At 45.6% G+C, this 21,415-nt stretch carries 16 protein-coding genes; all 16 read right to left on the reverse strand.

The genetic code is table 11. From position 1 onward, the window contains the following. Positions 1-385: 385 nt before the first annotated feature. The 16 genes from BS614_RS29370 to BS614_RS29445 all read right to left on the reverse strand — a co-directional run bounded on the left by BS614_RS29370 (position 386) and on the right by BS614_RS29445 (position 21,290). Positions 386-1,693: a homocysteine synthase gene (locus BS614_RS29370; RefSeq protein ID WP_036606925.1), complete on the reverse strand. Its 1,308-nt coding sequence runs from the start codon at positions 1,691-1,693 to the stop codon at positions 386-388. Positions 1,694-1,931: 238 nt separating this feature from the next. Further along, a complete protein-coding gene (locus BS614_RS29375) occupies positions 1,932-2,777 on the reverse strand; it encodes a sugar phosphate isomerase/epimerase family protein (RefSeq protein WP_074096473.1) in 846 nt (281 codons plus the stop codon). Between the two features lie 37 nt (positions 2,778-2,814). Beyond that, positions 2,815-3,567: a 2-dehydro-3-deoxy-D-gluconate 5-dehydrogenase KduD gene (kduD, locus tag BS614_RS29380; RefSeq protein ID WP_074096474.1), complete on the reverse strand. Its 753-nt coding sequence runs from the start codon at positions 3,565-3,567 to the stop codon at positions 2,815-2,817. 77 nt (positions 3,568-3,644) lie between these two features. Next, positions 3,645-4,403 carry a DeoR/GlpR family DNA-binding transcription regulator gene (locus tag BS614_RS29385; RefSeq protein WP_074097048.1) on the reverse strand — a complete coding sequence of 253 codons (759 nt, stop codon included), beginning with the start codon at positions 4,401-4,403 and terminating at the stop codon, positions 3,645-3,647. 87 nt (positions 4,404-4,490) lie between these two features. Next, on the reverse strand, positions 4,491-5,330 hold the full coding sequence (kduI, locus tag BS614_RS29390) for a 5-dehydro-4-deoxy-D-glucuronate isomerase (protein WP_036606918.1): 840 nt from the start codon (positions 5,328-5,330) through the stop codon (positions 4,491-4,493). A 160-nt stretch (positions 5,331-5,490) separates the two neighbouring features. Then, positions 5,491-6,474, reverse strand: a complete 984-nt coding sequence (locus BS614_RS29395; protein ID WP_074096475.1) for a zinc-dependent alcohol dehydrogenase family protein — start codon at positions 6,472-6,474, stop codon at positions 5,491-5,493. Positions 6,475-6,700: 226 nt separating this feature from the next. Beyond that, positions 6,701-7,030: a cytochrome o ubiquinol oxidase subunit IV gene (gene cyoD, locus BS614_RS29400; RefSeq protein WP_074096476.1), complete on the reverse strand. Its 330-nt coding sequence runs from the start codon at positions 7,028-7,030 to the stop codon at positions 6,701-6,703. Next, positions 7,031-7,651 (reverse strand): cytochrome o ubiquinol oxidase subunit III, encoded by a 621-nt coding sequence (gene cyoC / locus BS614_RS29405; RefSeq protein ID WP_017692223.1) that lies wholly within the window; start codon positions 7,649-7,651, stop codon positions 7,031-7,033. Next, positions 7,652-9,622 (reverse strand): cbb3-type cytochrome c oxidase subunit I, encoded by a 1,971-nt coding sequence (locus BS614_RS29410; protein WP_036668060.1) that lies wholly within the window; start codon positions 9,620-9,622, stop codon positions 7,652-7,654. It lies immediately after the preceding gene. Between the two features lie 21 nt (positions 9,623-9,643). Beyond that, positions 9,644-10,618, reverse strand: a complete 975-nt coding sequence (gene cyoA / locus BS614_RS29415) for a ubiquinol oxidase subunit II (RefSeq protein WP_074096477.1) — start codon at positions 10,616-10,618, stop codon at positions 9,644-9,646. Positions 10,619-10,936: 318 nt separating this feature from the next. Continuing rightward, a complete protein-coding gene (locus BS614_RS29420; protein WP_036606904.1) occupies positions 10,937-11,200 on the reverse strand; it encodes a hypothetical protein in 264 nt (87 codons plus the stop codon). Between the two features lie 361 nt (positions 11,201-11,561). After that, positions 11,562-12,923, reverse strand: coding sequence for a GH1 family beta-glucosidase (locus BS614_RS29425; RefSeq protein ID WP_074096478.1), 1,362 nt, complete (start codon positions 12,921-12,923; stop codon positions 11,562-11,564). A 16-nt stretch (positions 12,924-12,939) separates the two neighbouring features. Next, positions 12,940-15,321, reverse strand: coding sequence for a glycoside hydrolase family 95 protein (locus tag BS614_RS29430; protein WP_074096479.1), 2,382 nt, complete (start codon positions 15,319-15,321; stop codon positions 12,940-12,942). A 189-nt stretch (positions 15,322-15,510) separates the two neighbouring features. Beyond that, entirely contained in the window at positions 15,511-17,208 is a 1,698-nt protein-coding gene (locus tag BS614_RS29435; protein ID WP_017692217.1) for an ABC transporter substrate-binding protein, read from the reverse strand. A gap of 321 nt (positions 17,209-17,529) precedes the next feature. Further along, positions 17,530-19,227 carry an ABC transporter substrate-binding protein gene (locus BS614_RS29440; RefSeq protein ID WP_074096480.1) on the reverse strand — a complete coding sequence of 566 codons (1,698 nt, stop codon included), beginning with the start codon at positions 19,225-19,227 and terminating at the stop codon, positions 17,530-17,532. 374 nt (positions 19,228-19,601) lie between these two features. Then, entirely contained in the window at positions 19,602-21,290 is a 1,689-nt protein-coding gene (locus BS614_RS29445) for an ABC transporter substrate-binding protein (RefSeq protein ID WP_074096481.1), read from the reverse strand. Positions 21,291-21,415: the final 125 nt, after the last annotated feature.

Here is a 21,415-nt window from a genome sequence, read left to right on the forward strand (position 1 = left end):
TGACGAGTCTGCTAAATTCCGCTCCCAAAAATGAAGTTGTATTGAGAATGAGAGCCATTGTTAATGCCCTAAAAATGACACATGCTGCTGCGGGAATCCCGCAGCAGCATGGTTTTGTGAATGATTTTAAATAATCTCGAATGAGAATGATAATCATTTTTGCGCTTATGCAATTGTGTTTACTCAATACAACTTTTAATCAGTATATGCCTGTGATCCACATTTGTAAATGGCCTTTTTTCGATGGATAGTCATACATGCGTGTTCAAAAAGAAAAAAAGCCGCTGTCCCGGGGGACAACGGCTTTAACCATCTATTGATATTCATATGACCTGTTTATGGCATATCACTTAAGTGATTGTTTACACATCCACCCAAATGCCATTTACGCGCCTACACTTGCTCCCTGACTTGCCTTGATGGCTTGCTCCAGATCATAGATAATGTCTTGAATGTTCTCGGTACCAACAGACAAACGAATCAATTCCGGATTAACCCCTGCTGCGGTTTGTTCATCTTCGGTCAACTGCGCGTGAGTTGTACTTGCCGGGTGAATAATCAGTGACTTGGAATCGCCCACGTTTGCAAGGTGAGAGAACAGTTTGACACTCTCAATCAACTTGCGACCCGCGTCCGCACCACCTTTGATGCCAAAGGTCAGAATCGCACCCTGCCCTCTTGGCAGATACTTCTGTGCAAGCTCATAAGAACCGTGGCTCGGTAGACCTGCATAACTTACCCAAGACACATCCTCATGTTTCTCAAGGAATTCTGCAACCGCAAGGGCGTTGCTACTATGACGCTCTACGCGCAGATGTAATGTCTCGAGTCCTTGCAGCAACAACCAGGAGTTGAATGGAGAGATCGTTGCACCCAGGTCACGCAGAAGTTGTACACGAGCTTTGATAATATAAGCAATCGGTCCAACCGCTTCCGTATATACCACACCGTTATAACTGGAGTCCGGCTCCGTCAATCCAGGGAACTTGCCACTTGCTTTCCAGTCAAATTTTCCGCTATCCACGATAACGCCACCAATGGATGTACCATGACCTCCAATAAATTTCGTTGCAGAGTGCACGACAATATCTGCGCCATGTTCGATTGGACGAAGCAGGTACGGACTTGGGAATGTGTTATCCACGATCAAAGGAATTCCATGTTCATGAGCGATGGCTGCCACCGCTTCAATATCCAGTACATTCCCCTTTGGATTACCGATCGTTTCGGCATACAATGCTTTCGTTTTCTCCGTAATCGCTGCCCGGAAATTCTCAGGATCACTGGAATCCACAAATTTTACGTCCAGACCCAGTTTCGGCAAAGTCGTCGAGAACAGATTGTATGTACCTCCATACAAACTCGCCGAAGATACGATCTCATCACCTGCACCAGCAATATTCAGAAGTGAAAACGTAATGGCTGCCTGACCAGAAGCTGTAGCCAGCGCCCCAGCTCCGCCTTCCAACGCCGCAATCCGTTGCTCAAATACGTCGGTTGTTGGATTCATCAGCCGGGTATAGATGTTGCCAAACTCTTTCAAACCAAACAAGTTAGCTGCATGCTCGGTGTCCTTGAATCCATAGGATGTTGTCTGATACAAGGGTACAGCTCGTGCGTTGGTGGTTGGATCAATCTCCTGGCCTGCATGAATTGCCAATGTTTCAAATGAAAGCTCACGTTCGTTTGACATAAATCTGAATCCTCCCTCGATATATACGTTCTTTAAGTTCATGGTGTCTTCGCATGGTGGCGTATGTTTTCCATATTCTCTCACAAGATGTCGTATTTGAAAAGAATTATTTCCGATTGTTCCGATAAGAAAAATTAAATATGTACATTATCGATTTCTGTACCAAAAAAACCTTTGCACTCGCAAAGGTTTTTCAGCTACTTTGGCTTCGGTATGCAATACCTCATCCTGGGTTTGGTTAGACCCGAACTGCACTCCATACTTCACGCAAATGTTTGGCCGCAGGTACAGCTTCCTCCGCAGTTACGCCTTCAAGTGAAATATCGATATGTGGCTTATACGTTTTTAGCAATTCAAAAAATAACGGATAATCCAGTATGCCTGCCCCAGGTACCGGATTAAACTTCTCTCCCTGTGCATCAAAGGCTACATCTTTGGCATGGATCACAATCATGCGCTGATACAGCGATTCCATCACCTCGCGCAAGAAAGCCCCTTGATCTGCTGCATGTGGTTGCTTGATCAGATTACACGGATCGAACAGCATCCCCAGATTCGATGAAGGAATCTCTTCAAACAAACGTGTCATATGTTCATGGGTATGAAGAGTATGTGTGGACACAGGCTCAATCGCCGCATGCACCCCCCATTTCTCCGCTTCCTCAGCCAACTCCTCAACCGTTTCTTTCAGCACACTCCACGCCTTCTCTTCATATCCATCCGGATGTGTATCCTGATAGGTGTCCAAGCCCCCGGTCTCCGTTGCTACCATGCTGCAACCAAAATCCCGGGCATAACGCAGATGCTCCTTGAATCGATCAATGTCCGCACGTCGTCTTACCGGATCAGGGTCAATCGGATTAATATAACAGCCCAGTACCGCAATCTTCACCCCGCGCTGTGCAAATTGATCTCCTATCTCATTCGCTAGCCCTGGGCTCAGCTTGCCATTCGATGAGTCCACATCGGATAATGCTTTGGCCAGCGCCAGCTGTACGGAATTAAATCCGTTATCCGCAATCGTCTGCGCAAGCTGTGCTGTAGGCTGTTTGCCAAATGTATGTGCCAGAATACCAAGTTTCATCTCACTGCCTCCCTATGCTAATCCGATTATCAAACGATTAACGTGCCATCCAGCCGCCATCGACATTCAGCACATGACCATTCAGATAATCCGAAGCGGCAGATGCCAGAAAGACAACCGGGCCTTTCAGATCTTCAGGTGTTCCCCAACGCCCAGCAGGAATACGGGATGTAATATCCCGGTAACGATTCTCATCCGCACGGATCTGGGTAGTATTATCGGTTTCCATATAACCAGGTGCGATACCGTTAATTTGGATTCCTTTACCTGCCCATTCATTGGCGAGTGCTTTGGTTAAACCGGCAACGCCATGTTTACTGGCTGTATACCCTGGCACATTGATCCCACCTTGATAGGACAACATGGATGCAATATTAATGATTTTGCCACTTCCGCGTTCAATCATATGTCTGCCTGCCAATTGGCTTAGGAAAAATACAGTGTTCAGGTTCAGACCAATTACATCATGCCAGTCCTGCCCTGCATGATCAGCCGCAGGTGTGCGACGAATGATTCCGGCATTGTTGACGAGAATGTCAATTCTGCCCTGGAACGCAAGCGCCTGTTCGAACACAGCCGACAACTCATCTTCACGACTTAAATCCGCTTCAATCACATAAGCTTTGCGTCCGAGTGCTTCAATGGCACTTGCCGTTGCCGCAGGTTTGGAATAAGAGACCAGCACCACATCAGCACCTGCTTCTGCCAAACCAATGGCCATCCCTTGTCCAAGTCCTCCCGAGGTACCTGTCACCAGTGCAACTTGTCCGCTTAAATCAAATGGGTTCATGAATGATTCCTCCGCATGGTTTTGATATGCAATCCTTAGATCCGTCCGTTCTTTAATCCCATGAATAATGAATGAGGTTAACTTTGATAATCCACTGTGACACCGCTCTGCTCGTATAAGGCAACCGTCTCTTCATCCAAACGACTATCGCTGATAATGTAGTCCAGTTGTGAACACTGGGCGAAAGTTCGCAGTGCAAATTGTCCGAATTTATAATGATCCACAACGCCGTATACTTGCTGCGAGGCAGATATCATTGCTTTTTTCAAAGGAACCAGATCTCCCGTGTATATGGATAATCCAAATTCCGGATGAAGGGCCGTCGTGGATATAAAGGCTTTATGAATGTTAAGACTGGATATAAACGCAGCCGTATCATCCCCAACCAGCATATTCCGTACACGAGCCCCGCCAGGCACAACCAGTCGCACTTGCTCCTTTTTGGTCAACTCCGCAATAATAAACAGGTCATTGGTCACCACCGTCAGCGGTTGATTATCGAGACGTTTGGCCATCTCAAGCGTGGTGCTGCCACCATCGAGAGCAACGATATCTCCAGGTCGAATGTAAGCAAGGGCACGTTCAGCAATCTCCGTCTTCTCCGGATGATGCTTCTCGGTAACTCCGCGGCTATTCAAGATCCCATACTGATCATTCTGAGCCAGCATAGCACCACCATGGACACGTACGAGCAGTCCCATACTCTCCAACTTGTCGAGATCCTCTCGCACTGTTTTCCCCGTCACCTGCAACAACTCACTCAGATCACTGACGGTTACTTCCTGGCGCTCCAGCAGAGCCTCCATAATTTTTTCATGTCTTTTCAATGGATTCATCATAATCAACTTCCTATACTACCTGAGTCAAATGAATGAGTGTTCTAGCGTCCATCCTGTCAATTTAACTCAGACATCTGTAATTTATTATTTCAGGTCTTTCATTGCTACGCCGTCCATATCTTCGAACGTCTGGTTCTCACCAGCCATCGCCCAACAGAAGGTGTAATTGCTTGTACCCACACCACTGTGAATGGACCAGCTTGGGGAAATGATCGCCTGGCGATCACGTACAACCAGATGGCGTGTTTCGTTTGGCTCACCCATCATATGGAATACAACACCGTCTTCAGGCAAGTTCCAGTACAAGTATACTTCGGAACGGCGGTTATGGGTATGTGCAGGCATCGTGTTCCACATGTTACCCTTGTCGAGTTCGGTAATGCCCATCACCAACTGACAACTCTGAATTCCACCTTCTCCTTGGTGAATGTAACGATAGATCGTACGCTCATTGGATGTTTCGATGCTGCCCAGATGATTCGGCTGAGCTTGTTCTTGCGTTGCTTTTACTGTTGGATAGGTGTGATGAGCCGGTGTGGATACAAAATAGAATTGGGCAGGCTGAGCCTTGTCACTGCTCGTGAACACAACTTCCTTCACACCTCTACCGATGTAGAGACATTCCTTCGCTCCAATCTCATAACCTTGTCCGTCCGCTGTCACTGTTCCGTGACCACCGACATTAATGATACCGATTTCACGGCGCTCCAGGAAAAAGTTCGTTCCGATATCTTTCAGGTTCACTTCAAGGGTAATGTCCTTGCTCTCAGGTACGGCCGTTCCCACAATATAACGATCCACATGAGAATACACCGTTACCAATTCATCGGTTGCAAACAGTTGCTCCATCAAAAATTCCTCACGCAGGCGAGATGTATCATACGTTTTCACTTCATTGGGATGTGCAGCATAACGATTTTCCATTATTAATCCATTCCTTTCGTCATTTAAATTAGTTGGGATTGAGTTTGATAATGTTCATATAAGTTCATTTTAGTTCATTATGTATCTTTTGTGTACCTTTATTTTCGAAAAAGTAATTTATGTGATAATGAGATTAAGACTTTTTTCCAAGTCTTATGTACTACTGTATTAAGAAAACCTTTCCCTCGATACCCGATTCAGCCGCTGTAATAGCCTGTTGTACATTCGTTAGTTCATACGTCGCCCCAATGTTTGCCATGACAAGTCTCCCTGCTCTGACCAGCTCCATCACCTCATGAAATACCTGTTCCCAGCGTTCTTGCGAACAGCGTTCCACCCAATGTTTTAACCAGAAAAGTTTCACATGAACTTGTGTTCCCCGGGTTACTTCATGCCATAACGGTGTGATCCCCGAAAGCAGTCCTACACTGATGACCGTTCCATTTGGTTTAAGGCAACTCACCAACTGTTCCCCGTCTGTCCCTCCAATACAATCCACGGCAGCATCAGCACCGCACCCTTCTGTTAATTCCGTGATTCTAGCCTGTAGCAACTCTTTCATTGTATTGATAACAGAAGCTGCTCCAAGACGATACAGTTCAGCAGTATGACGATCATCTCTCGTAAGCGCAATCAATTTAAATCCATAGATTTTTGAGATCTGTGCAAAGATTCGCCCGATTGCAGATCCCCCTGCATTCACAATCAGGATATCACCATACGTAAGCTTAAGCACCTCTGTACAGATCAACCAAGCCGTAACCGGATTAATATAGAGCTGACTGGCTGATTGATCATCGATATCATTCGGCACAATAATCGTATGTCGTTCCAATGTCTTCACCACGTCCTGCCAAGTATTCTCACCTTTTAGCGGCAAGACACGGCTCCCCAACATTTGATTGGAAACTCCCGGCCCTACTGCTTCTACTACCCCCACACCCTCAAAACCGGGAACAGCTGGTAATTGGGTACGATGCGGGTAAGCTCCTCGAACAGGAATAATATCGGAGGGATTAATAGGCCGAGCATACATCCTCACTGCTAATTCACCGGGGCCAGGGGGTATCACATCTTTTTCTTCCATACATAACACTTCACTTGGTTCGCCAAAACGATAATAACGGATTACCCTTGCTTTCATTGGTACATCTCCTAAAATAATTTTGCTAAAATTGCTCTAACTAAAATATTGAATATATTTCCAGAGTGTATAACAATAGTATCAATGGTAAATTATTTCATCAACGACTTATTATGATATAATACAACTTTTTTTTCATTAAAATATGCAATAACTTCTGCTTGGAACAAAAAAAGAGCCCCACAACCTTGAATTCCAAGGTCGTGAAGCTCTTTCGTCATATGAATTAATGTGCAACAGCATTGTTAAGCATAATCCAGATCGAACCAATCACGATGGTCATCATAATCAGCAATCCGAAAATAAGTGCCATCACATTCCAGCGTGGTTTCCCTGTTTCACGGATATGCATGAAGAAGAAGAGTTGAACCACAAACTGAAGTGCTGCTGTACCAAGAATCACAATGAGTGTTCCTGTTTTGCCCATCATGTCGTTCAAAACCACAACAAGTGGAATGATTGTCAGTACGACGGACAGAATGAAGCCGATGACATAAGACTTCAGTGAGCCATGTTGTTCATGGCCGTGGGAATCATGTGAGTTGTGTTCTGCCATCTACATCACCCCCAAGAGATAGACGATCGACAGGAGGAAGATCCATACGACGTCCAAGAAGTGCCAGTACAAGCTGATAACGTTGATTTTACCGCGAGTAACATCAGTAATTCCACGTTTTTTCAGTTGTAACATGAGTCCAATCATCCAGATCAGACCAAGCGATACGTGAAGTCCGTGAGTACCCACGAGGGTGAAGAATGCGCCAGAAGCAGCACTCGTTGTAAAGCTAAACCCTTCGTGAATCAACTCAATAAACTCATATACTTCCAGTGCAATAAAGCTTGCACCCAGAACGGCTGTAACAGCCAGCCAACTGATTAATTGTTTTACTTTGCCCTGATTCATCGCCAGAACGGCAAGGCCGCTTGTAAATGAACTTGTGAGCAAGATAAATGTCTCGGCGATAACGCCAGGCATTTTGATCAATTCAGACAAAATCGGTCCGCCCGCCGTATTGTCACGCAACACAATGAAGGTTGCGAACAATACGGAGAACAGGATAACGTCGGAAATCAGGAAGAACCAGAATCCGAGAATTTTCATTTCCTGTGGATCATGATGTCCATGGTCGTGACCATGTGCATGATTCTCACCGTGCTTAGCGGCTGCTTGAGCCATCTATACCGACCCCCTTAACGACGCTTCGGTACGTTTAATTTCGTCGACCGGAATGTAATAATCCGTATCGTATGAGAATGAACGGGCGATCATGCAGATCCCTACGCCAGCGAGTCCAAGAATTGCCATCCACAGCCATCCGAAGACAAAGCCGAACCCGGCGATGAACCAGAAGACAGACATGATGAACGGAATTCCAGAGTTCTTCGGCATATGAATCGGCTCAAGCGGTTGCTCTGGCGGATAGATGCCTTTGGCACGACGTTCTTTCTCTTCCCACCACTCATCAATATCATCTCCGCGCGGTGTAATGGCGAAGTTGTATTCAGGAGCTGGTGAAGGAATTGACCACTCCAGCGTACGGCCATCCCATGGATCGGCGGAAGCTTTGAGTGATTTGTATTTGCGAATACCATCTGCGATTTGTGCAACTTGGAACAGGAATCCGACACCCATCAGGAATGCCCCGATTGTGGATACGAAGTTCAGTTCCCACCAACCAGTATCCCAGCCGTACGTGCTCAGACGACGTGTCATACCCATCAGACCGACAGCGTACTGCGGCATGAAGCAGACATAGAAACCAATATTCCAAGTCCAGAATGCCCATTTGCCCAGTTTCTCTTCAAGTTGGAAACCGAACATTTTAGGCCACCAGTAGTACAGACCTGCGAAGTATCCGAAGACAACGCCACCGATCAATACTTGGTGGAAGTGGGCAATCAGGAAGTAACTGTTATGGAACTGGAAGTCAGCAGGAGCAACGGATAACAGAACGCCTGTCATACCCCCGACAATAAAGCACGGGATGAAGGCAAGTGTCCACATCATCGGAGTCGCCATGCGAATCCTTCCTCGATACATGGTAAACAGCCAGTTGAATATCTTAACTCCTGTTGGAATAGCAATCAACATCGTAGTTACGGCGAAGAATGCATTCACGTCTGCTCCGGAACCCATCGTGAAGAAGTGATGCGCCCATGTGAAGAAGGACAGGAAGCTGATGATCAACATCGCGAATACCATCGACTTGTAGCCAAACAGTTTTTTCCGAGAGAAGGTACTTACAATCTCGGAGAACACACCGAATGCCGGCAAGACGACAATGTATACCTCAGGGTGACCCCACATCCAGATCAAGTTGATATACATCATTGGGTTACCGCCCAGATCAAGTGTGAAGAAATGCGCCCCGGCAAACCTGTCGAGGAATAACAATGCAAGTGTCACGGTCAAGATCGGGAAAGCAAACAAGATAATGATACAAGTGGAGAATACCGACCATGTGAACATCGGCATTTTCATCCATCTCATGCCTGGCGCACGCATTTTAATGATGGTAACCAGGAAGTTGATACCGGTAGCCAGGGAACCGATACCCGATATCTGTATACCCCATATATAGAAGTTCTGTCCTACCCCCGGACTGTGTGACAGCTCCGATAGAGGCGGATAACTCAGCCATCCTGCATCCGGTGAACCACCGATAACGAAGGACAGGTTAAACAGCATTGCGCCCAAGAAGAACAGCCAGAAGCTGAGTGCATTCAAGAACGGGAACGCAACGTCTCTTGCTCCGATCTGTAGTGGTACGATAACGTTAAATAGACCAAACATAAATGGCATCGCCATGAACAAGATCATGATGGTACCGTGAGTTGTGAAGACCTGATTATAGTGTTCAGGATTTAGAAATTCATTGTTAGGCATAGCCAGCTGAAGGCGCATCATTAGCGCATCCACACCACCACGGAATAACATGATAATGGAAGCGATGATATACATGATACCGATCTTTTTGTGATCGACGGTAGTTAACCAGTTACGCCAGAGCCAGCCCCATTTTTTGAAATAAGTTAGTACCGCTACAATAGTAATCATGGTAATTCCGATAGCTACCATCGCACCATAGATGAGCGGATCACCGGTTACGAAAAACTCCGATGCAAACTCTTTAAGTCCCTCTAACATTGGGGGCCTCCTTTCGAATCTTTAGTTAGCACTCTTGTCCTCGTCTTGATTGGACGTATCAGTTGCATTTTGAATGGCTCCAGAAGCTTCTTTTGAAGTTCCATGCTTACTGTGAGCACTTTGACCATCTACTACATACTTGGTCACAATATTTTGGAACAATCCTTCTGGGAAGGCAGAATAATAAGCAACATTGCTTGTTCCTGGCTCAGCCAGTGCATTGTAACCTTCTGTGGTCAATTCCTGGGAACTTTGTTTCACTTCAGCTACCCATTTGTCAAAATCTTCGTCCGATGTAGCATTCACATCAAAACGCATTTCTCCAAAATGCTCACCTGTGAAGTTAGCGCCTGAACCCCAATATTTGCCTTCGTGATCTGCCTGCAAGTACAAGGTCATCGCCATACCCGACATCGTGTAAATCTGTCCACCAAGCTGCGGAATCCAGAATGAGTTCATCGGTGAATCCGCGGTGAGCTCAAATTTCACAGGCCGATCTGCCGGAATATTCAACGTATTAACCGTTGCAATTCCTTGTTCTGGATACATAAACAGCCATTTCCAGTCCAGTGAAGACACTTGGATGGTAATTGGTGCTTTCTCGTGAGCCAACGGCTTCGAAGGTTCCAGAACATAAGTGTAACGAATCGTTACAATTGCAAGTATTCCAATAATAATAATTGGAACCGTCCACCAGATTGCCTCTGCCTTCGTACTATGAGACCAGTTAGGCTCATAAGCTGCTTTGTTATCCGGCTTATCGCGGTAACGCCATACGATTACGGCAGACAAAATGAGTACTGGCACAATAATGACAGCACACAAAATTGTCGAAATGACAATCAAATCTCTCTGCGAAGCGCCAATTGGCCCCTTCGGATCCAGAACAACGTACTGTCCGCCTGCCAGCATTGGCCAGACAATCAATGCAATTGTAACCAACGTCAGGACAACCGGAATGATAATCCGGATTAGCGACCTAGGTTTCTTGTTCATTTTGATCCCCTCTCCTTAAATTCGCTCATACTGAAAAATCAGTATACTACTCTCTTCCTACTAAAGATATCAGAAATGAACAACTTTTTTGTTCTTGTTAACAAATTTGTCGATTTTACACCTTAAATGTGTGAATTTTTTCTCACAAATCGCTTGCATGCTTGATATTTGTACTTCGTAATCTTTACACATCAAGTCACAAAATAAAACCCTTTGCAGTCCCGTTGAACAGTGTCAACGAATCCGCAAAGGGCTTTATTGACTGGATTCCGGGAACTTATCCAGTCTTATTATGAACGAATTAACGCAGGATTATAATCAATCGGCGCCTTCGTCTTCCCGGCGTGTATGAACAAGGCCAATCGCTTTGGCAATAACGTAAATAAACACACTACCTACAAGGAATCCAATACCAACCATCAAGCCAAGATTACGATCATTAAATTCGTTCAGATTGATCAGACACATGATCACTCCCGTAATGAGTGCGACCCATGCCAGAACTGTCATCGTCAAGACGGCGCGCCGCATATTTTTGTCTTTGCGCTCCAATTGGCTGACCATTGCTGTCTTCGATGCCATAGTAAACACTTCCTTTTCCCTTTTTGTAAGTGCTTTCCTTATACCAATATACCACATCAGTATGATTTTTAGTCAACAAATGTTCAAATTTTATTCGCAATTTGGACACTTTATTTTCATTTCTACCGTTGACAAAACATTTTTCGATTCATTCATACTTCTTATAACCCAAAAAACGTCTCTTCATAACAGGAACTGCACTTGACCTTATGAAACCTTTATGAACTACTCATTTCCAACGGTAAAAATACAAAAAAAAGACGACACATTGGAATACTCCAATGTTACCGTCGTTCTCAGCTTTAATAAGGGAACCATATATAATGAGGACCTGCTCTACCCTTAAATCCTGCCACCCAAACTATTGGGGATTATGTTCGTTCCGTGTCTCTAACCAATTATTCTTGATGACGTTCTGATACCAGTAATAACTCTCCTTCGGTGTTCTCACGAGTGAACGATAGTCCACATGAACAAGACCAAAACGCATACGGTAGCCTTCTGCCCACTCGAAATTATCCATCAGTGACCATGCCATGTACCCTTTCAGGTTAATCCCGTCATTAATGATGCGGTGAATTTGAGCCAAATGCTGCTCATAATATGAAATCCGGCGATCATCGTTAATTTTTCCGTTCTCCAGGTCATCATTGATGCAGGCACCATTCTCTGTGATATATACATCCACATTGCCGTACTTTTGCAAGTAATGCATAAATTCATACAAACCACGTGATTCCACAGGCCAGCCAATATCAGTTTTGGTGAGGCCCATATCAACTTCTTCCGATTGCAGAGCACCTGCCTCCGGATTGAAGCGATTGATCCCCATCGTGTAATAGTTAATGCCGAGCAGATCGATCGGTTGCGAGATAATCTCCATATCGCCTTCCTGAATTGGTACGGTAGCACCCGCTTCTGCAAACCAATCCACCATAAACTGCGGGTACGAGCCTTTGTAGATCGGGTCAAGGAACCAGTCGGTATTGAGCGCGATTGATCTATCACACGCAGCTTGATCCTCAGGAGATTTGCTGTACGGCTCAGCCCAGCATACGTTCGGAGCAATACCAATCTGACCGGTTGTACCCAAACGACGGAAGGATTGAACAGCTTTACCGTGAGCGACCAGCAATCCATGAGCAACATTAATTGACGTCTGCAGGTCTTTGTTTCCTGGCGCATGAATCCCGAGAAGGTTCGACAGGAACGCGATGCACCATGGTTCGTTGAATGTCAGCCAGAAGTTGATTTTGCCAGAGAATTCTTTGAAGATCACTTCGGCATATTTCACAAAGGCATCCACAGTTCTGCGGTTGCCCCAGCCTCCGTCATCCTCCAGCGTTTGTGGAAGATCCCAGTGATACAGGGTAAGGAACGGTTCGATGCCAGCTTCTAGCAATGCATCCACGAAGCGATGGTAGAAGTCCAGACCTTCCCGATTGATCTCACCATCTCCGTCAGGAATAATACGCGGCCAGGCAATGGAGAACCGGTACGTATTAATCCCGAGTTTCTTCATTAGTTCGATGTCTTCCTCGTAACGGTGGTAACTGTCACATGCGACATCCCCATTGTCTCCGTTATATACCTTGCCAGGTGTGCGCGCAAACGTATCCCAGATGGATACCCCGCGTCCACCTTCCTGTGCAGCTCCTTCTATTTGATAGGAAGCTGTTGCTGTTCCCCAGCGAAAATCTTGCGGAAATTTAAAAATCGTCATGGTTGGCTCCTCCGTCTCATGATGACACGCGGATCGTCTGTCCTGCGGTCATCGTTAAAATAATTACATAATCGCCCTGAGGCGTAAGCTCTGCCTTGGCTTGTTCGTTTCCTTCCACACGCAGCGGATAAGCACTGCGAAGGGTCAGCGACTCATTTCGATCTGCCTTAATAACCGCTGACGCAAGCTTGTTGTCCGTCCACGTTATAGCTACCGTATAACCACCCCGTGCTCGAAGCCCTTCAATACAACCTTGAGTCCAGAGTTCAGGTAGTGCCGGGAGTAAATGTAACTCGTTCAAGTGGCTCTGCAATAACATCTCCGCGATTCCGGCCGTGCCACCAAAATTACCATCGATCTGGAATGGTGGATGGTCATCAAACAGATTCGGATGTGTGGATCGGGCCAGCAACGTGTGCACAAACTGATGTGCCTGGCTGCTATCCAGCAGTCGTGCATACAGATTGATCAACCATGCACAGCTCCATCCTGTATGCCCGCCACCTTGTGAGATACGACGTTCAAGCGATACCCGTGCTGCTTCTACCAATTCCGGTGTGTTCACTCGATTGATCTGCTCCCCCGGATACAGCCCATACAGATGGGAGACGTGACGATGCCCTGGCTCGGATTCGGCAAAATCCTTAAACCACTCCAGCAATTGTCCTTCGCTTCCAATTCGGAATGGATAGAGTTTGTTCAGAGCCTCACCCCACTCGCTTGCCAATGACTCATCTAGATTCAATTGCTTCGTGGCCTCTATACAGCGGGTGAACAGTTCACGAATTAAACTCATATCCATCGTTGAAGCCATGGATATACTGCGTGCCTCCCCAGCATCTGTGAGAAACTTGTTCTCTGGTGAAGTGGATGGAATCGTAACCAGATAACCATCAGGCCCTTCCACCAGCCAATCGAGACAGAACAGCGCCGCCTCTTTCATGATGGGATACGCACGTTCCTCAAGAAAACGCTGATCACCGGTAAACTGGTAATGTTCCCATAGATGCGAGGTCAGCCACACACCGCCCATCGGCCAAAATGCCCAGCTCGCGGCTCCACCTGTAGGCGTGGTGGTTCTCCAGATATCCACGTTATGATGGGCAGTCCATCCACGGGCTCCATACAGAATCCGCGCCGTTCTTCGTCCTGTATCACTGAGATCGGTCAGCATATCAAACAGCGGCTCATGGCATTCACTGAGATTACAGACTTCCGCTGGCCAGTAATTCATCTCCGTGTTGATGTTGATCGTGTAGTCACTGTGCCATGGAGGCTCTACCTGATGATTCCAGATTCCCTGCAGATTGGCAGGCTGGCTGCCCGGACGCGAACTAGCCATTAACAGATATCTTCCATATTGAAAATAAAGCGCCTCCAGTCCAGGGTCTTGTTGCCCTGCCTGATAAGCCTGCAGCCGCTCATCTGTAGGTAATTCGGCGTTAGCCGATACCCCTAAATCAATAGAGACTCTGTTAAACAACGCGCTATGATCCTGAATATGTCGGTCACGAAGCGCTTCCACGCCATGTGTGGTCGCTTTGGAGATCATCTCCTTGCATTCCTCTTCCAATACAAGATGATCCTTCACAGGTAACACATCGTAACTCTCAAAGGAGGTAGCCGCTTCCAGATAAAACACAACCTGGTCAGCACCGTGAATATGTAACTTGCCTTCCAGATTGGAGACCTTCACCTGATCGCCAGATGCCGTAAATGCTACACGGACAGCATAAGCCGTTCCCCGATCCTCTTCGTAGAGGACGGATTCCGGGTGATCTCTGAAGTAATTGGACTCCACATGACTTGGGCACCGACTGAACATGGTTAGAGCATCTCCCGAAGTCTCAACGCGATAAGGATGGGGACTGTCTAGCGTAACACTTACATTCACAGCGCCCTTCTGATCAGCAGTCAATGTGCAGACCATTAGATCATCCGAAGCACTGGAATACACTTCACGTACGTAACGAGTTCCTTCCAATGAGTAGGTTGTGGTTGCAATACCCGATTCCAGATCAAGCTCCCGTTCAAATGCATCATATGAAAGACTCTCCAGACCCTTATGGTGCAATAGAAAATGACCCATCGGCTGGTAAGCCTCCACATCACGGCCAAGCATTTCACGGTTCAACAAATCTTCAGCTTCACCATACTGCCCAGAAATGATCAACTCTCGCGTCTGCTTCAAATACCGCTGACTGCTGTATTGAATCGTATCCCGTGGAAACCCTGACCATAATGTATCTTCATTGAGCTGAATTCGTTCATCTGCTGCGCCACCGTACACCATGCCTCCAAGACGGCCGTTTCCGATGGGCAATGCTTCTTCCCAGCGTTTTGCCGGTTGTCGATACCATAGACGATTGATTTTAGTTTGTTTATTGTGTTGGGACATGATTAGCTCCTGTTCCTAAATCAGCTGTATATTTCTTATGACGTAAAACGTTTTCGGTAAGTGCTTACAATAATAAAATTATATGTGATTTCAAAATTTGCGTCAATGCAAATCATCACATCATTACACAAAAAAAAGGCCCCTATAGGGCCCTTTCCTTGTGTAACCATGGATCACAGACAATCCATATTATTTTACGTCTTTTCCTGTCCACAGTGAGACACGTTCCTTAACCCAAACCGTAAATTGTTTCTCCATTTCAACTGCACCCGCTTTGTCCAAATCAGCCAGTAAAGCATCATAGGTTGCATCAAAGTTGGCTGGTGTAGTCAGAACAGCTTCCGGAATCCGTTTACGGATGATATCCTGCGTTTTCTGGAACGTTACCTCATAGTCTGTACCGGAAGGTACGGACATGTTATAAGCTGCGCCCCAATCCTTAACTGGCAGATCTTCTTCAGCCGGATAGAACTCTTTCCAAGTCGTGATACCATAAGCTTTCAGCGTTTCTTTCTCTGCAGCCGTATAACCAGCTACAATCTGCTCAGGGAAGTTGGTTGTGTAGTAGTTATCTGTAGAATCTTTTACACCATCACCGTATCTTGCGCTAAATACGTTATACATCCCAATTCCTGTTTCCTTGCTGAAATTGGAGTTGTCATTCGTTTTGCGGTCCTGTACGTCATCTGGAATCACGCGTTTACCATCTTCTACGTTGTAATGTTCGCCTTCGATACCCCAGTTTCTCAGAACTTGTCCTTCATCGGAAGCAAGCCAATCCATGAATTTAATGATACGAACTGGATCTTTGGCCGAAGTTGTGATCCCAATGCCATAACCGTCAAAGCCCGCTGGTTGGAACGTGTGATCCACAATTTCATCGTTAAGTGATACAGAGAAGTGAGCGTATGTGGCATCATCCTTGCCCGATGATTTAAGCGCGTTCTCCGCTTCTTGATAGTTCCACTCTTGGTCAATCAGACCGAGGACACGGCCACTGGCAATTTTGGACTTGTATTGGTCATCCTTTTGAACAAAGGCATCTTTGTCCAGTAGGCCTTCATTGTACATTTTATTCAACCAGCGGAAATATTCTCTTTCCTCTGGACGTTTGTAGTGCAATTTTGCTTCATACGTTTCAGGGTCAATGTAATATTCACCATCATCCGGTGCACCTGTTGCCTGGAAAGCCGGGTTCGTTACCGTGATCATGATTTTCCAATCATCTGCATTCAATGTTAATGGAATGGTTGGTTGACCATCAATGGTTGGATGTTTTTCATAATAGGCTCTGAGTACATTCTCGTAATCCTCAAGTGTCTTCACTTCAGGGTATCCAAGCTCTTTCAATACTCTTTGCTGAATTTCAAATCCACCTGTAGCGTCAAACGTAACATTATCAACACCCATATTGGTTGGAATGGTATAGATCGCTTGATCTTCCAGACTGTATTTCAAACGGTTCATCTGTTCCCCATAGATTTTTTTCAGGTTGGGAGCATGCTCCTCAATCAGGTCCGTGAGATCCAGCATCGCGCCTGCATCCACAAGCTTAGATAAGTTACCTTTAGGGTAGATCATATCAGGAAAGTCACCACTGGCAGCCATTAGCGCAATCTTCTGGTTACCACCATCGTTTACATCATACTCTGCTTCAATGGTAACGCCTGTTTGCTCCGTAATCTTTTTACCAACAGCATCTTGCATCTTGTTCCAGGTTGGACTAGCATCCGCCCCGAAGAATGTAACTGTGATCGGTTCGGTTCCGCTGGACTCCGAAGTCTCTTTGGTTCCCGAATTCCCACAACCAGCTGTAACCAACATTGCACTTGCGAGCATCAACATTGCAAACGTCTTGGGTGTATTGCCTTTCATTTTGCCTCTCATTGTCTAGTTCCCCCTATTATTTATGAAGGTTTTATCTGTATAACAGGCTTTATGCCTGAGGATACCACTTTTTTTGAATGCGCTTTCGGTATCGTTCATTCCGACGTGTTTACTGAAGCTTACGTTTCGATTCTGCAAAAAGAAAGATTCTTCTTCTAACAAACGTAAAACGTTTTCGGAAATGGAATAAACCGCTTACTGAAAGTGCTTACATGATAGATTATAGGCTATCCATCACCTCACGTCAACAATAAAAAAAGCCCTTTCTCAAGGGCTTTTTTTGCTATGAAAATCCTTAACTTTCATGCTTGGTTTTCAAGCTTATTTCACATCTTTTCCAGTCCAGAGAGCTACACGTTCCTTGATCCAAACCGTGTATTGTTTCTCCATCTCCACTGCACCCGCTTTATCGAGTTCAGCCAGAAGACTATCATATACGCTGTCGAAGTTCTCAGGTTTGGCAAGGATCGCCTCTGGAATACGTTTACGTACGATATCCTGTGTTTTCTGGAACGTTACGTTGTAATCCGTGTCAGATGGTACAGGCATGTTGTATGCTGCGCCCCAATCTTTCAGCTTCAGATCATCGTCGGAAGGATAGAAATCTTTCCATGTTGTAATACCATAGGCTTTCAACGTTTCCTTCTCAGCGGCAGTGTAACCAGCTTGAATCTGTTCAGGGAAGTTCGTTGTATAGTAGTTATCCGTGGCATCTTTCACACCATCACCGTATCTGGCGCTAAATATGTTATACATGCCTACGCCTGATTCTTTGGTAAAAGCAGAGTTATCATTGGTTTTGCGATCTTGTACGTCAGCCGGAATGATGCGTTTCCCATTCTCGACTTGGTAATGTTGGCCTTCAACGCCCCAGTTTCTCAGGACCTGACCTTCATCGGAAGCAAGCCAATCCATGAATTTGATAATACGTACCGGATCTTTGGCCGAAGTTGTGATTCCGATACCATAACCGTCAAATCCTGTCGGTTGGAACGTATGATCCACAATATCCTTGTTCAAGGACACGGAGAAGTGGGCATATGTTTTATCGCCACCGTTAGATGATTTCAAAGCATTCTCTGCCTCACCATAGTTCCACTCCTGGTCGATTAGACCGAGTACACGGCCACTGGCAATTTTGGATTTGTATTGGTCATCCTTTTGAACAAATGTATCTTTGTCAAGCAGACCCTCATTGTACATTTTGTTCAACCAACGGAAATATTCCTTTTCTTCAGGGCGTTTGTAGTGTAGAACGGCTTCATAGGTCTCAGGATTAATATAATACTCACCATCATCCGGTCCACCAGTAGCTTGGAATGCAGGGTTCGTTACCGTAATCATAATTTTCCAGTCATCCGCATTCAATGTTAACGGAATAGTCGGTTGACCATCAATCGTTGGATGTTTTTCATAATACGTTCTCAGTACGTTCTCGTAGTCCTCAAGCGTTTTTACTTCAGGGTAGCCAAGCTCTTTCAATACTCTTTGTTGAATTTCGAATCCGCCCCTAGCGTCAAACTCAACGTTATCTACACCCATATTCGTCGGGATCGTGTAAATGGCTTGATCTTCCAAACTGTATTTCAGACGGTTCATCTGATCACCATAGATTTTTTTCAAGTTGGGAGCATGCTCCTCAATTAGATCGGTCAGGTCCAGCATCGCGCCTGCATCCACAAGCTTAGACAAGTTGCCTTTAGGATAGATAATATCAGGGTAATCACCACTGGCAGCCATCAAAGGAATCTTTTGGTCACCACCATTATTCACATCATACTCAGCTTCAATTGTAACTCCCGTTGCCTTAGTAATCTCTTGACCGACAGCATCCTTCATGTTATTCCAGTTCGGACTCGCGTCTGCACCAAAGAATGTAAAGGTCACTGGACTGGTTGTATCTCCGGAATCAACCGGTTTCTCTGAAGCGTTAGTTCCTCCTCCGCTGCATCCTGCTGTAATTGCAAGAGCACTGGCTAACAGAAGCATTGCGAATGTTTTTGGTGTTTTGCCCTTCATGTGTAATCCCCCTTATGGATATTAATGAAGCTGTATATTTGTATAACAGGCTGACCTGCACATACCGTGACCAGATGAAACAAATGTAATTTTCTTGTTTTTATAATATTAGAAGTGTTTTCTTAAAAATAAAAAAATGTTCTTCTTGCCTTATTTTCTCTTCATTCTGCAAATGTTTACTTTGAGATTCAGGTGTATGCCACCTGTTGCACAAGTAAATGTAAGTGCTTTCATACTTGAATAATAATCGCTCCTATATCCCTTGTCAATAGTGAATTTATAAAATTGAAAACGTTTTTTAGAAAACGTTTTAGATAAAAAAGAACCCAGATATTCTGGATTCTTTTTCGTTTTAGATCTGAATTGCTAATCGTTTATTTAGCCTCTTCACCGCTCCACAATTGAACACGGTTTTGAACGAGTTCTGTATACTGTTTCTCCATATCCTCTGCTCCTGCTTGGTTCACTTCTGCAATCATGCCGTCATAGATCGCATCGAACTGTTCAGGAGTACTCAGAATGGCTTCCGGGATACGTTTCCGAATGATATCCTGTGTTTTCTTGAAGATGACGTTGTAGTTGGAGTCACCTGGTGTTGGCAGATTGTATGCTGCTCCCCATGGTTTGATTGGGAACTCGTCTTCACTCGGGAACAGATCTTTCCACGTCGTAGCACCGTAAGCTTTGAGTGTTTCTTTCTCTGCATCAGAATATGCTGCCACGATCTGTTCAGGGAAATTCGTAGTGTAGTAGTTATCCGTTGAATCCTTCACACCGTCTCCATAGTGACCGGACATATTGGTGTACAGTCCAATACCGGTTTCTTTCTGGAATACGGCTGCATTATTGGTTTTCTGATCCAGAATGTCGGCAGGAATGACACGTTTGCCGTCCTTCACTTCATACTGTTTGCCCTCAATTCCCCAGTTCATCAGCACTTGCCCTTCTTCAGAAGCCAGGTAATCGAAGAATTTGATCGTACGAACCGGGTCAGGATTCGATGTTGTAATCCCTACACCCCAACCGGATACAAAACCAGGGTCTTGGTAGGCATGATCCTTGATATCCTCGGACAGGGTTACTGGAAAGTGTGAATACGTTGCTTCAGTCTTACCAGCGGATTTCAATGCATTTTCTGCATCGGAGTAACCCCAATCCTGGTCAATGACACCCAGAACACGTCCACTTGCAATTTTGGATTTGTATTGGTCTGTTTTCTGGATAAAGCTGTCCTGATCCAGCAATCCAGTGTTGTACATATGGTTCAACCAGCGGAAGTACTCTTTTTCCTCTGGACGTTTGTAATGCAGACTTGCTTCATACGTCTCTGGATCGATGTAGTATTCACCATCATCCGGAGCACCTGTTGCCTGGAAGGCCGGGTTCGTTACGGTAATCATGATTCTCCAATCATCCGCGTCCAGTGTTAACGGGATGGTTGGCTGACCATCAATTGTTGGGTGTTTCTCTTTGTACGCCTTTAATACATTCTCGTAATCCTCAAGTGTACGCACTTCCGGGTATCCGAGTTCTTTCAGTACACGGTGCTGAATGCCAAATCCACCACCTGCATCAAAGTACTTCTGGTCTACCGCATAATACGTTGGCAGCACATAAATAGCCTGATCTTCATTACTGTATTTCAACCGGTCCATGTAATTACCATACAGCTTCTTCAGATTGGGAGCATATTGGTCGATCAGATCTGTCAGATCGAGCATTGCTCCGGCATCCACCAGTTTGCTGAGTTCTCCTTTGGGGGAGACAATATCCGGATAGTCTCCGCTCGCCGCCATTAAGGATATTTTATCTTGACCACCACTAACGGCAAATTCACCGTTAAGGGTTATCCCTGTTTTTTCCGTAAGGACTTTACCTACTTCATCCTTCATGCCATTCCAGTTCGGACTGGGGTCAACGCTGAAGAAATCAAAAGTAAGTGGAGTTGTCTCTGCGCTTGTATCCTTGAACGACGTATCACTGCCGCTTCCTCCACCGCAACCTGCGAGTAAAGACATTGCAAGCACTGGTGCCAGTGCAATCTTCATTTTGGAACTTGCCATAATGGTAATCCTCCCTGTTTCATATGTCTGTTTGTCCGGGACTTTTTTGTCCCTGTCTATAGCTTCATGAATACCGCACCGCAGCCCTATACGGTGAAGCGCAGACCAAATGGCTGCGCTTCGGG

It is taken from the genome of Paenibacillus xylanexedens, assembly GCF_001908275.1.
GTDB classification, from domain to species: Bacteria; Bacillota; Bacilli; order Paenibacillales; family Paenibacillaceae; genus Paenibacillus; species Paenibacillus xylanexedens_A.